The organism is Ruminiclostridium cellobioparum subsp. termitidis CT1112 (assembly GCF_000350485.1).
In the GTDB taxonomy this organism is placed as follows: Bacteria; Bacillota; Clostridia; order Acetivibrionales; family DSM-1351; genus Ruminiclostridium; species Ruminiclostridium termitidis.
Map to the genome: position 1 here is coordinate 124,435 of NZ_AORV01000060.1, position 13,364 is coordinate 137,798.

Annotated in this window: 11 protein-coding genes; all 11 read right to left on the reverse strand. The window is 42.7% G+C overall.

What is annotated here, in order from left to right:
• Window positions 1-51: 51 nt before the first annotated feature.
• The gene (locus CTER_RS21245; RefSeq protein WP_004629050.1) at window positions 52-1,995 is read right to left on the reverse strand and encodes a DUF4838 domain-containing protein; all 1,944 of its coding nucleotides are present in this window, start codon (window positions 1,993-1,995) and stop codon (window positions 52-54) included.
• 120 nt (window positions 1,996-2,115) lie between these two features.
• Window positions 2,116-3,012 carry an AraC family transcriptional regulator gene (locus tag CTER_RS21250; protein ID WP_341349548.1) on the reverse strand — a complete coding sequence of 299 codons (897 nt, stop codon included), beginning with the start codon at window positions 3,010-3,012 and terminating at the stop codon, window positions 2,116-2,118.
• 12 nt (window positions 3,013-3,024) lie between these two features.
• Entirely contained in the window at window positions 3,025-3,522 is a 498-nt protein-coding gene (dut, locus tag CTER_RS21255; protein ID WP_004629100.1) for a dUTP diphosphatase, read from the reverse strand.
• Between the two features lie 50 nt (window positions 3,523-3,572).
• Entirely contained in the window at window positions 3,573-6,137 is a 2,565-nt protein-coding gene (locus CTER_RS21260) for a U32 family peptidase (protein ID WP_004629084.1), read from the reverse strand.
• Window positions 6,121-7,020, reverse strand: a complete 900-nt coding sequence (locus tag CTER_RS21265) for an alkaline phosphatase family protein (protein ID WP_004629059.1) — start codon at window positions 7,018-7,020, stop codon at window positions 6,121-6,123. Before CTER_RS21265 ends, CTER_RS21260 begins: the two co-directional genes overlap by 17 nt.
• Window positions 7,021-7,161: 141 nt before the next feature.
• Complete coding sequence (locus CTER_RS21270; RefSeq protein ID WP_479725119.1) at window positions 7,162-7,653, reverse strand: cell division protein ZapA; 492 nt, start codon at window positions 7,651-7,653, stop codon at window positions 7,162-7,164.
• Window positions 7,654-7,697: 44 nt separating this feature from the next.
• Window positions 7,698-8,108: a bacteriohemerythrin gene (locus CTER_RS21275; protein ID WP_004629108.1), complete on the reverse strand. Its 411-nt coding sequence runs from the start codon at window positions 8,106-8,108 to the stop codon at window positions 7,698-7,700.
• An 81-nt stretch (window positions 8,109-8,189) separates the two neighbouring features.
• Entirely contained in the window at window positions 8,190-9,536 is a 1,347-nt protein-coding gene (locus tag CTER_RS21280) for a hypothetical protein (protein ID WP_004629234.1), read from the reverse strand.
• 557 nt (window positions 9,537-10,093) lie between these two features.
• A complete protein-coding gene (locus CTER_RS21285) occupies window positions 10,094-10,693 on the reverse strand; it encodes an HAD family hydrolase (protein WP_004629024.1) in 600 nt (199 codons plus the stop codon).
• Window positions 10,694-10,741: 48 nt separating this feature from the next.
• The gene (locus CTER_RS21290) at window positions 10,742-11,539 is read right to left on the reverse strand and encodes a response regulator transcription factor (RefSeq protein WP_004629162.1); all 798 of its coding nucleotides are present in this window, start codon (window positions 11,537-11,539) and stop codon (window positions 10,742-10,744) included.
• Window positions 11,517-13,319, reverse strand: coding sequence for a sensor histidine kinase (locus tag CTER_RS21295; RefSeq protein ID WP_004629191.1), 1,803 nt, complete (start codon window positions 13,317-13,319; stop codon window positions 11,517-11,519). Before CTER_RS21295 ends, CTER_RS21290 begins: the two co-directional genes overlap by 23 nt.
• Between the last annotated feature and the right edge of the window lie 45 nt (window positions 13,320-13,364).

Below are 13,364 nucleotides of genomic sequence, written 5' to 3' on the forward strand. Positions count from 1 at the left end.
ATTACACCGAACTACATCTGAACTACATCTGAATCTAATCCATTGCATCTGTCATTTCCTCTCTTCCGGATCTCTCAGGATAAAACCGTTCATGATCTCAAAAGTCTGGATAAATTCGTACAGATCAAAAACCGGCTGTACCTGGTCCTCGATGCTGCAAATATATTTCTTCAGCCCTTTCCAGGCGTTCTCAACCATTTCAAAATTATTAAGCGTTCTGTACTTTAAAAGTTCAGCCATACGTTTGCAAATTTCCATGTGAAAGGTTAAATATTGCCAGGACAGCCTTTGACTTGGATATCCTTTTTCCCTGTTCTGATTTATTAACAATCCGAACTCCTCACAAACCTTATGTATGGAATCGTATTTATCTGAAATTTTCTCATCAGCCGCCGGAATCTCTCCCCGCATATACGGTGGTGTAAATAATTCCGACAAGGTCAGCAGGTATGAAAAACACTGGCTTCCCTGTTCGCCAAAAGCACTATTAAAATAGTCCGCAGCTGTTTTATCAAAGTCCAGCCTGTCATTCCAAAGTGTCCGGGCCATTATATATACGCCAAATCCCGTGGGAAGGAACGCTCTCTGGCATTGACAGCTGATCAGGCCATCCAGGCCTATTTCTTTCAGATTCAGTACATCTTCATAAACAGTTTTAGCTGTGTATATACTGCCTGGATCGTAAAAGTGATCCCACATGAAATGATAATCAAAATCAAAGCTGTCTCCTTTAAACTCCTTTTTCCAGTTTTTTAAGAACCCAAGATTTTCACCTATGGTTTTGGGCAGCTTAATATCATTTCTTTCATGCCTGGCGGTATTTTCACTTACGGTGCTGCCGGCAAAAGAGTGGGTATACGTTCTTGTTATGGGTGCAAACATCATTATGAATCTGTCCGGGTTCTCAATATGATACTCTTCGGGAGTCCACAGGAGATCATAGTACAGCAGGAATACAATTTTGGTTTTAATATTATTTTCAGTCAACACCCTGTCCAGTTTATTTAATATCTGCACATAAAAATCCGAAGGTATATGCTTTTTGCAGTTTTCACACTCGCATTGGTTGTTGTACCCGTCTGCCAGCCAGAAATGGAGGATATCAACATTTTTATTGGACTTCAGGTAATCCAGCACACTCTGTACCATCATTTCCTGGACTTCCGGATTGGAATAACACAGATTCAGGTTTAAGGGGATCCCGTCAACCATCTTTCTTTCACCCCTGACCATTGCGAAATATCTGGTGACCTCAGGGCTGAAACCCTCCTGGATCTTTTCCCAGCTTACGCCGGGGATACCCAGGGGTTCACAGGTCCAGCCATGCCCCACTCCATGGTAAATCAGGCCTCTTTTTCCGATCTCTGACTCCAGTGCTTTTGTAAGTTCCCTTGCTTTTTCAATGGTAAATTTCTCACCCTGCTTTTCAGGATTATCGGAATGGTTATACCACCTCTCAAAAAAAGTATATGCCTCCCTGAACTGGATAAAATAACTGTTCAATCCCACTTTGGGCAGCCAGTCTACAGTATCAGTGACGTTTTCCAGGCTGACCGCCCCTTCTATACATATGCCGCGGTGCCTGTATGACGGCCTTTCCTGCAGCCTTACTGAAATATCCTCAATACACCGCCCAGGAATGATTTCTCCCCCGGCTCCGGGCCTGACCCATCTACAGCCTGCCTCTGTAAGAAATCTGTAGACTCCCAGCAGTACACTCCTGGGATTTGCTCCTGCGATAATGCCCTCACCGTTGTCAATATCAATGAAAATCTCGTCATCAAATGCTGTTGTAGTGCCGTTTATGGGCTTTAAGTCAAAATCCCCGAATACTCCAAGCTTTATCAGGTGCGCTTTTTCAAGACCTCCGGCTGCCTTTGGCTCCATATTGCACCGGTTGTTTTGCATCAACTCCAGGTATCTTTTTAATTCCTCTGCTGCGAAAACTGTCACTTCATTATGGGACTGGGATGTAACCGTCAAATTTTTTTCCATATAATCACTCCTCATAATTGCTTATTATTAATTACTTCTTATAATTGCTTTTCAAAAAAATTGCTGCCGTATAAAAATTATACGGCAGCACATCTTTTACATCTTTATATATATTACAAACTAATTTATATATTCTCTTATGCTCCTGAAATCCTTCGGAAGTTTTCCGGTGTATTTTTTAAAGCAGCTTATAAAATGCGGCAGGCTCAAGAAACCAGCCTCTGCAGCAATATCTATAATTTTTCCGTCTGTTTCCAGCAGCATTTGAGATGCTTTTACTATCCTGAATTTATTTATATATTCAGTAGGGGTTGAACCGGTTGACTTTTTAAAAACCAGGTTGAAATTTGATGAGCTCATATTGACAAGCCTGGCCAGCTCCTCTATTTTAATCTTTCCTGAATAATTTTCCTTAATATACTCAAATACCGGAATAAAAAAGTCGTAATTCTTCATATTATTATGTAAACCACTTTTTAACTCAATATTAAAGCACCTCTTAATATTTACAGTCATTTTTAAGAGAGCTGCTTTAACCATTAACTCATATCCGGGGGTTTTACCGGTATTTTCATGCATTATCTCCACAAGAGCGTCAAGAATAGCTTCATAATGGCTAAAAGAGGGCGATATCCTGTGAAACAGCATCCTCCTGGCCTCCTGGAAGGTGTTGATATAATCCATCTCAAAAGAGTACCCTGCTCCGTTATAAAGTAATGCGGGCATAAAAAGGACTACAAGCATTATGACATCTCTGTCATTATAGGCCAGGTGTATTTCATTGCTGCCGATGACAAAAATATCACCGGCTGCGAAAGAATATTCATTTCCATCTATCAGGTAAGTTCCGGTCCCCTGCTTTATATAGCATATTTCGATACAGTCATGGTAGTGAAGCATGCAGCTGTTCTTATCAATACCGTAGGTTTCACCTATTATTACAGGAAAGTCATCCTTTTTCTCTTTGGAAATGTCAGTAAAAATAAATTTTTTATATTTGTCCCTTTGTTTTATCAGAGCGGATTCCCCCTATTTTACTCCGGTCGAGCCAAAGCCGCCTCCCCTGTCATTTCCCACAGCCTTTACCGACAGGACTTTTGTAAATACCATTTTTGGTACCGCCTGCAATACTATCTGGGCGATCCTGTCACCCTTTCTTACAATATACGTTCCCTGCCTGTTGCCCTTCTCCTCCAGTGTAAAAGGTGTCCGGCCGGGTTCACACACATTCCTGTCGGAATTATTGCTTACAATTATCCCCAATTCATCTCTGTAACCGCTGTCAATGGTACCGGGGGAATTGGGAATCCTGATGGGAGTTTTCAGGGACAGCCCGCTCCTGGGCCTCACCTGTATTTCATAGCCCTCCGGTATTGCAAGCTTTAAACCGGTGGGTACTATGACTGTCTCTCCCGGGGCTATAATCACCTCTTCGGCTGCAAATACATCCATCCCCGCATCACCCGGATTCGCATATACCGGCAGTATTGCATCCTCCCTGCACACCTCTACAAAAACCTCAACCACCTATTCCTCCATTTCCGGGTATAAACTCAGCCCAGTATCCTTAATAACTACTAAACACCTCTCTGCAGGTGACCTTTTGTTATACCCCTGTTTCTGATTATTTCCATTGTTCTTTGGGCGGAAGGTGTGTTTCTTCCGCCTTCTATCATATCTCTGTGTAAATTAACAATATCATAAACTTCCTGACTTGTTTCGTCAACAAAGCTCATCCTCAGATAAGCCGCCCCTGTTTTACATATATCGTCCAGCAGATCGGGCGCAAACAATATATCCGAGTTGAATATGGTGCTTCTGCAATCCAGGCAGTCGCACCTGACAAGGAATGCCGCATTCTTTCTGTCCTTTAAGTGAAAAACTCCGTTTTTACACTCCGTTCCGCACCTGTGAGGCGCGGCATTTCCCACACTTCCTCCCACCGGGCAGTACTCGCTGGTCATAACCGGTATTCTCCCGTAAACTCCAATTTCGGCTTCAAAATCCCCCGGGCAGGCAATGGATGCCAGCTGGGTCAAATTCAGCTCGTAGGATAAGGCAGCCCCTTTATAGCCTGCTTCCTTAAAGAAATCCAGAGTTGAACTGTTTAGCACATTGAGAGTATAATCACCCATTAATTTCACATTCTCACCCAGCACATCCCTCAGCAGCTCCCCAACGCCTATATTTCCCGCCAGAAATCCATCGGTTTTTTCCCTGACGGTTCGGGCGTTTTTAATGAGAAGCTCTGTCTGCTTTCCCCTGATCACTGCCGGAATATATGCGTACACTTCTTTTCCCTTGCTTCTGACTTTTGTTATCTGCTCACCGGTGTCCCGGTCCAAAATATCTTTTAAAGGAATATACAATCTGTCTGCATTGACCCGGTCCAGTTCCATATCCCTGTTTACATGATAGAACATGGCAGAAATTTTTGGCCTTTTAAGATTATATGACAGGTCTGCAGTATCAACCGGCATTTTTTCATGGTAATTATGCATATTTCCCGGGAAATATGTCGGATTATTTTGCAGTCCGTGTTTCGGCTTTCCTGCCAATACGCGCTTATTTTCCAAAAGCTCGGCCGCTCTTCTCCTGATATTGTTCAATTCACTTATAGATATCACAATATCGTTGTCCATTTCTATTTTTAATTCAACCACATTAAAGGGTGTTGAACCCATTTTTTTTAGCTGTTCTGAAATCCTGTCCCCGGTGAGAGGCCTGTTGACAGCTTTTTCGGGAAGGCTGTCACCCCTCGCAGAAACAATATTGCCGTTGAAATCCTCCAGGATTAATTCCGGCAGTTTCCCGGCCTTCATTTTAAAGGCTGCTTTAATATCTGCTTTTCTGGAGGGCTTTGCAAAGGAAGCTGCTGCCTGCTCCAGCATTTCCTTATCCGAAGTCTTGTAAACCCTGCTCCCCTTTTCTATATTTCCCCTGATAACCGAGACCCAGACCGTATCGCCGGAGTTGGCGCGCTTGACCTGTTTGCCCCCATCCAGGACTATCTTTGTGATAATGCCGCCGGGACTTTCCTCGCAGACTTTCCCCGACCATATCTCTATGCCGTCTCCATTGCCCAATGTATTTTCCAGCCTGATCTTTACAGAGTTGGTGCTTCTGTCCCGGGCAAGCGCCGTGCCTAAATAGGTTCCCCAGTTTTTAGGCTTATGGTAGGCCATCATATCAGGCCCGGTCTTGCCCAGCAGGTAACCCTTTGAAAAGCCCCCTCTGTTAAAGCTCTGCAGGAGCTGATGCCTGTCCTGCTCCGAAACCCCGGGACCCGATATCTGCTTTTGATTTGCTCCAACCGGCGTTTCACCCGGGAGCTTTCTCTGCTCCTGCCGGAGCAGGTCCAGATATTTCCGGTAGATGCCCACCACGGTGGCAACGTATTCGGGGCTTTTCATCCTGCCCTCTATTTTAAAGGAGGCCACACCTGCGTCAACCAGTTCTGCCAGATGGTCTATATAGCAGATATCCTTTGGGCTGAGCAAATAGCTGCTTTTAAGGTTTTTTCCATCCCTGGCCAATGAATAATACATTCTGCAGGGTTGGGCGCATTTCCCCCTGTTTCCGCTCCTGCCGCCGATCATGCTGCTCATCAGACACTGGCCGGAGTAGCTGATACAGAGTGCGCCATGTACGAATATTTCTATTTCAAGCCCGGTATTGCGGCAAATTTCTCTGATTTCACCAATTCCAAGCTCCCTGGCAAGCACCACTCTTTCAAAGCCAGCTTTTTCGAGAGCCCTTACGCCCTCCAGGTTATAAACAGTCATCTGGGTGCTTGCATGGATCGGAATACCGGAAACGGCTTTTTTTAAATTTGCCGCAAGTCCCGCATCCTGTATTATAAAAGCATCCGCACCCATTTCATATGCCCTGGCCGCATATTCCACAGCCTCCTGCATTTCGCTGTCCAGCACCAGTGTATTTAGGGTCAGAAGTATGCGCACACCCCTGACATGTGCATAATCTATTGCCTTTTGCAGTTCTTCATCCTCAAAGTTTCCTGCAAACTGTCTTGCATTCAACAGCTTTCCGCCCATATAAACCGCATCCGCGCCATTTTCAACCGCAGCAAGGAATGCAGCATAATTGCCTGCAGGTGCCAAAAGCTCAATTTTCTTTGTCATTGCCGTCTAATTCCCTCCTGAATAGTTCTATGACAAAAGGCATTATGTCAACCAAGGAGTTTATTTCCTTCTCCACCTGCTCAGCCTTCTTTCCCTTTACAATTACCGGAACCCTGTTCATGGTATGTGTCCGGACCGATATATCCTCAAGATTTCCGTGATCACTGGTGATTATAAGTACGTCCTCCTGTTCAAAGTCCAGCATATCAACCAATTTGCCCAGAAATCGGTCCAGGTTGACTACCACTTCGGTTGCCCTGTCCATTTCAAATTTATGACCCGCATAATCAGTTATAAAATGCTCGTACAAGGTAAAGTCAAATTGGCGGCTTAACCTGTAAAGGTTTTGAGCTGCCTCCTCCGGCGATATCACATCCACTTCATATCCCGACTCTTTTAATATATCACCGGTTATATCATGATATACTCCGTTATTCTCCATAAAATCTTTTACATTGCGGAACTTGATATTTTCGGCCATTCCCATGACGGAAGTCACAGATGGCCTGTTCCGCCTGTCCTTGACCTCCAGCATGTTGGCAAGATATTCATCCCGGTAGACATTTGCATTGGTAACCGTCAACCCCATTTTCATCAGTTGTCCGAAGATATTAATATCCTGAATAAGCTTCTTCAGTGTGACGGTAGGCTGTCCGCTGAGGTGCCTGTTCAGTACTGCCGGCGCATTGATGCCGGTAAAAATGGCAGTTTGTCCGGTAGCACTCTGAGGCAGACCCGGCACTCCCATGGATGCGTCGGCTGTAAACCGGGCGTTGTCGATCATATTTGACAAAACCTGTGTGTGCGCGGCATATATTGGGTTTGTATCCCTGTTTTTATTTCCGGTACCTATTCCATCTATAAATATAAAAATTACTTTCATATGGACCCTTCGTATTCGTATATGTTTTTGTATTTCCCATCAATTCTAACTATATAATGCGGATTTTTAAAAGTCAAACCTGTCCTTTGTAACAAAAAAGCCGGAGGGTATTTTTCCTCCGGCTGTGTCAGCTATGAACAACTACATATCATATCCACTCAAAGTTTTTTGAATAAGTGTTCTGCTTCCCTTATCCATTGAATTTCTGACTTCGCCAAGCTCTGCTTCCCTTTTGGCAAGTTCCAATTGAAGGCTGGTATTTTTTGCAGCCAGGCTGCCGTTTTCTTCCTTCAATTGCATGATTTCATTCCTGAGTTTCTCAAGTTCTTCATTTACAGCTTCTTTTTCCTTCCTGACATTAACCTCCGCTTCACGGGATTTGAAAAAATCGTCGGCCACGTTTATTGCGGTGAGAACAGCTGCAAGCGAGGTACTGAGCCTATTGTTGCGCATCAATATTTCATTCATTTTTTTGTCGATATACAGTCCGACCTTCTGAATATATTCGTCTGACTCCATACCTACCAGCGTATAATCTTTGCCGGCTATACGGATAACAACCTTATTTTTTGAGGTCAAGGTGATCAGCTCCTTCAATCTCGCTGTGGAACGGCTTATACAAGCCTTCCTCAATTTACCTCAATTATACTATATTATTCTATATTTCGGCAAATAATTTATTTCTGCTGCTCTTTTACGTAGGTGGCAAAGGCCTTGTCCATGCTTCCGATATGCTTGATCAGCCAGTCCACAAATAATTTGTTAACAGTAGAAACAAAAAGAACACCTGCACCTTTTTCGTCGAATTCCTGTTTCAATTTTTCAAAATTTTTTAAAAAATTATCATGTACATTCCTATGGTTGAGCCTTTCAGGATAATTGAATTTTATGTGCAGCTGCTGTTCATCGGTAAAATGAACCTTGGTATATTCCTCTAAAAACTTAAGTGTATTTCCCACTTCTTCCTTGCCTTTTCCCTGACTGCATGCTGCAAAAAGTTTGTCAACCGCATCGAATAGCTGTTTATGCTGATCGTCTATCTCCTTGATGCCAATCATATAGCTGTCTCTCCATTGTATTGCCGCCATTTTTATCCCTCCAATACATTACAATATTAGGCTTATAATTCTATTATATACCATTTTGCAACGCTATGAAACGACAATTATCTACTTAATTTTGATTAACTTTCCTGTTCTCGGATCTATAAGAATGATCCAATACCCGAAGGCACCGTATTTTGGCCTATAGCCTTCCAGCTGGGCCCAGCTTCCCAGGTTTCCGAAGGGGTTCTCATCAATGCTGTATACTCCGGGAACACCGCATACAAAGCGCTCTCTTCCCGAATATTTATCATACCGGATGCCGAAAACAATGTACCTGTACTTATAATGTGCCAGCATAACCTTTGGATTAAATAAAAGATATGTTTTTACATTATTTCTGAAAAGTATATTATTAAGGTATCCGGGACTATTGATTTTCCACCATTTGAACCTCTTGCTCCTGGTGTTGAAAGGGTTGCATATCTCAAAGCTTTTGTCCAGCTCCTCTTTCAGAAGGTCAATATCAAGCTCTTTCCTCACCCTGTCCCCTTCTGTATTTATTGAGGAGATGTCTCTGAAATTTTTTTCGGCGGCACTTATTATATCACTTTCCGCACTTACTGCATCATTCACCTTTTCGTGATTGTATATGCTGGTCAGGGTTGCTTCAAATTTGCTTGACATATCATCGCGGCTTTTATCTTCTACGTTCTCCGGCTCCGGTTTCACGGCAGTACGAGAATGTTCATCTTCATTATTAACCGAAACCTCTATCAGATCGGACAGCTGACCTACGGTTTCCTCCTCAAGCTCTTCCCTTTCAAGGCCCTCTTCAGTTATTATGTTTATGTTCTGCCCTTCCTCTTCAAAGCCCTCTTCGGTTACTCTATTCTGTCTTTCCTCTTCAAAGCTGCTTATTTCTTCCGGAATATTGCCCCTATCTCCATCTGCCGGAATGTCAGGCGGCACAGCATCTTCCTCTATGGTCCTCTGCACATCGATTCTTTCGTTCATCTTCTCAACCACTGCCTCCACAATTACCGGAGGTGCGGGTTTTCTCAGAGCGGACTCGAACTCCTGCTTCCACGGTACTTGACCGTTTCTATATGCAACCAGCGGGCAAACAACCGAATTGTTGTCGGGAATTTCTGCTATTACTGCAAATACATTAATATCATCAAAGCAAAGATTACTTCCTCCTATATTGCTGTTTTCCAGACTAAACTTATGGTCCGCTCTGCCGTTGTTATTTCCGATATCACATATTTCAGCATATTGCAGCTCATTTTCCTTCCTGCTTATGCCATACAGCCGGTATGCCATTCCCGGTCTGTTTGTCAGGTTCCCAAGTGATATTTGCAGCTTTGCAGTCGGATCATTTATCTCAACCTTTATATAGCCCGTCGGATTGCCCAGATTATTATCCATGTTCTGAAATATATAAAACTGTCTCTGATAATTATTGCCCATGACAAGGATTCTCCTTTGCTTTAATATTATAAGGCCGTGATATGCCTTAACATTAAAGTATATGAGGGGTATAAAAAAATAAGACTATTTTTTTGAATAGTCTTATTGCATACAAATTAACCTGTTGTGCGGGTTAGTTGATCAACTTTTTCAGTATAAAATCACTCCTAATATACCTGTACTTCCGTACTAACTGCGAAGTTGAGAGGCCGTTTTAACAGCATGACGGTTAATTTAACATGTTGTGCTAATTGAAATATGTTTTGCTTTACAGATAGATTTAATTAGAATCAACTGGTAACGCGAGGACAACTTCATGAAATAGGATGCACGGTTAAAAACAATTGCGATAAATTGTCGGCGAAGGTACAGCGGTTTTGCCGAGACAGGATGTCAAGTTTGAGCGACGGCAAAACCGCTTTATAATGAGGCGATACAATTTTCGTAATTGTTTTTGGTGCGTCCTATTTCATGAAGTTAGTACGGAAGTTACCAGTTATATAAAATTTACGCAGGTAAAGCAAATATAGAATAACTAGCACATAAAGTTAATCTAATTATAAAATATTACTATTCTTCAAAAATTGCGTCAGCTCCTCGGCTCCCTGGAACAGGTGGGCATTGAGTCCTGCACTTTGAGCACCGTCGATATTGGGTTGTAAATCATCTATAAACAGACATTCTCCGGCAGTTAATCCGAATCTTGAACAAATACATTCGAAGATTTTTCTGTCGGGTTTTACCAACTTTTCCTTGGCCGATATTATAAACCCATCGAAGTGTCTGAACATTTCAACTTTATCCATATAACTGAAAAACTTCATACTTGTATTGGAAAGCAAATATATATTATAATTCTTACTTTTTAACTTTTCCACCAGCTCTGCCATGCCTTCTATTGGCGTCAGATCGGAATGCCAGTTGTCCATGGCCTTCCTGACCAGCCCGCCATATTGAGGAATTCTCAGGCTGACACTCTCTACCGCACTTTCTTCGGTTATGCTCCCTGCATCCAGCTCCAGCCACTCACTGCTGCGGAAGAGCTCCCGGAGCAATGCCTCCGCAGCCTCGGCATCTTCTGTCAGGGTTGCGATATATTTATCCGGCGTGTATGCCAGCAGTACATTTCCCATATCAAAAATAATATTTCTTATCATCAATTAACCTCCATGAGCCCAATGTGCAAAATAAATTGCCCAAAATCATCAAAGCCTACTATTCAATTTATCACGAAATTCCTTAGGTGTCACTCCCACCAGCTTTTTAAATATCAGGCTGAAATACCGCTGATCCCTGTATCCTATTTTTTCTGCTATTTCGTATATTTTACCGTCAGGTTCACGCAGATACTCACATGCCTTTTTTATTCTGTAATACGTCAGGTAATCTCCGAAGGTCTGACCTACTTTTAGCTTGAACAGCCTGCTCAAGTAGCTCTCACTTATAAAAAGGTTATCGGCCACGGTTTTTACAGTGATATCCATGCTGTAATTCAGACTTATATATTTGACAGCCCTTCCAACATAATCATCCTCCGACACCTGGTCCACAATGTATTCCTTGAAGAGCATTACACGGCTCTCACCGATATTATCAAGCTTATCCCGGATTTTTTCAATCCTCTGTTTATCCAGTACAGCCTGACAGGTATTTGTCAGGGCATTATCCAGATCATCATCGTCAATGGGCTTTACAAGAAAATCCCGCACTCCCAGCTTCAGAGCTTTTCTGGCATACTCAAATTCACCGTAGCCTGTGATGATGATGAATTCGGGACTCACCCCGTTCTCCTTGAGACTTTCTATCATTTTAATACCATCCAGTCCCGGCATCCTTATATCCGTGATCACAATATCGGGTTTCACCCTGTCAATAAGCTGAACGCCTTCAAGACCGTTGGATGCCTCACCTACTACTTCACAGCCGTACTTCTGCCAGTCTGTCGTCAGTATCAGACCTTTTTTCACCAGAATTTCATCTTCAACTACAACGATTCTTATCATGATCTTCAGACTCACCTTCCGTTTTTTCCTGCTGTATTTCGAAAAACGGCATGACCACTCTCATTATGGTACCTACATTTGCTTCACTGCTTATTGCAAGTCCGTACTGTTCACCATAGTATAATTTTATCCTCTTATCCACGTTTGCAAGTCCGATACTGCTCTTTCCCATGTCCTCGGCCTGGACCTTTTTCCTGATGCCCTCCAGGTCGTCCAAACTCATACCCACACCGTCATCCGTAATCTCAAAGATAATTCTGTCATTATCCTTCCAACCCCTGATTTTAAGATGTGCTTTACCTATTTTATCTTCGATACCATGTATGATTGCATTTTCAACAATGGGCTGTATAATGAGCTTTGGCACTTCACAGCTCATTATATCCGGGTCAACTTCCATATCCACTTCGAATTTATTGCTGTAACGGACTTTCTGTATTGAAATATAGCTTCCGATAAGCGAGATCTCCTCCGATATCTGTACTATATCCCTCTGATTGTTGATGCTGCTTTTCAAAAGCCTGCCAAGCTGGGAAACCATAACGACAATATCATTAATTCCGCTTAGCTTTGCCAGCCACTTTATGGAATCAAGCGTATTATAGAGAAAATGAGGGTTTATCTGTGAATGCAGTGCTTTCAGCTCAGCAAGGCGAAGCCTGTTCTGCTTTTCCAGATCCTTCTGATAGAGCTCATTCAGATTATCCAGCATGGTATTCAGATTTTTTCCTATATATCCGAATTCATCATTATTTTTAACGGTGACTCTAGCCGCAGTATCCCCGGTTCTAACCCTGTTCATTGTATGAATTATGGTACTGAGGGGTTTGGTCAGTCCCCGGATTATAAGAGGGGATAAAATAAGGCACATCAAAATAGCACCTATTGCCACCGCTAAAGTAGTAACTGTAATATAATTGCTGTTGATAACCACCATTTCAACCGGAACAGAGGATATGATCCTTAGCTGATAATCGTCTTTTGTTTCACTGTAACTCAGCAGCCTGTATGGTTCATCAAGATAAATCTTTTTCCCGGACTGCATTTGAAATATTTTATCCCGGATATTGTTGTCCAGAAAGCTTCCCGGCCTGTAACCAAAAGTTTCATCATATAAAATGTAATAGTTTTTGTCTGCAATGGCATATTTCATGGGAATTGCAGGATTTACGGCACCAAGCGCGGCTTTGAAAGCTTCCTCAGGTATGTCCATGATCACATACCCCAACACAACATTGTCCTTTTTAATGTTATGGGCAACTGCCATACAGTATCTGATACCGTTTTTTGCGGTATATCTGTTGGAGTACTCCATGGATTCGTCATTTGAATTAAGTTTCCTGAACACGCCCCAATCCTCGTGATTTTTTATTTCATATACCTCGGGTATTTGAGATGTTGAAACGCTGAAGCTTCCATCAGCCTTTATCAGGTGCATTGCTACCGACGTTGGTTTTCCCGCAAGCATGATATACATTTTCTGATAAATGGATGTACGGCTTTTTTCGGTAACACGTCCGGCATCAAGCATGCTGATAATTTCCTCATCCTTGCAGAAATAAGATATGGCAGACTTATACTCATCCAGTGTTCTGCCCAGACTGTTCAATGCCTGGTCCACAGTCTCCGAGGCCTGATTCTCAAGATTCCTCATGGATTCCCTGGAGGAAATGGTGTACGTGAGTGTCCCCAGCACCAGGACCGGTATAAAGCTCATAATTGTAAAGCAAATGAATAGTTTTTTAATAAAACTCAATCTGACTTTTTTATCAGAACGCATTCGGCACCATCCGTCCAACGTCTTGAATTTTAGCTTTATTATAAC

What these genes read in the sequence shown, in the direction of transcription:
- CTER_RS21245 (WP_004629050.1), bottom strand. Translation starts at nt 1,995, where the DNA reads ATGGAAAAAAATTTGACGGTTACATCCCAGTCCCATAATGAAGTGACA.
- CTER_RS21275 (WP_004629108.1), bottom strand. Translation starts at nt 8,108, where the DNA reads ATGGCGGCAATACAATGGAGAGACAGCTATATGATTGGCATCAAGGAG.
- CTER_RS21280 (WP_004629234.1), bottom strand. Translation starts at nt 9,536, where the DNA reads ATGGGCAATAATTATCAGAGACAGTTTTATATATTTCAGAACATGGAT.
- CTER_RS21285 (WP_004629024.1), bottom strand. Translation starts at nt 10,693, where the DNA reads ATGATAAGAAATATTATTTTTGATATGGGAAATGTACTGCTGGCATAC.
- CTER_RS21265 (WP_004629059.1), bottom strand. Translation starts at nt 7,020, where the DNA reads ATGAAAGTAATTTTTATATTTATAGATGGAATAGGTACCGGAAATAAA.
- CTER_RS21260 (WP_004629084.1), bottom strand. Translation starts at nt 6,137, where the DNA reads ATGACAAAGAAAATTGAGCTTTTGGCACCTGCAGGCAATTATGCTGCA.
- CTER_RS21290 (WP_004629162.1), bottom strand. Translation starts at nt 11,539, where the DNA reads ATGATAAGAATCGTTGTAGTTGAAGATGAAATTCTGGTGAAAAAAGGT.
- CTER_RS21295 (WP_004629191.1), bottom strand. Translation starts at nt 13,319, where the DNA reads ATGCGTTCTGATAAAAAAGTCAGATTGAGTTTTATTAAAAAACTATTC.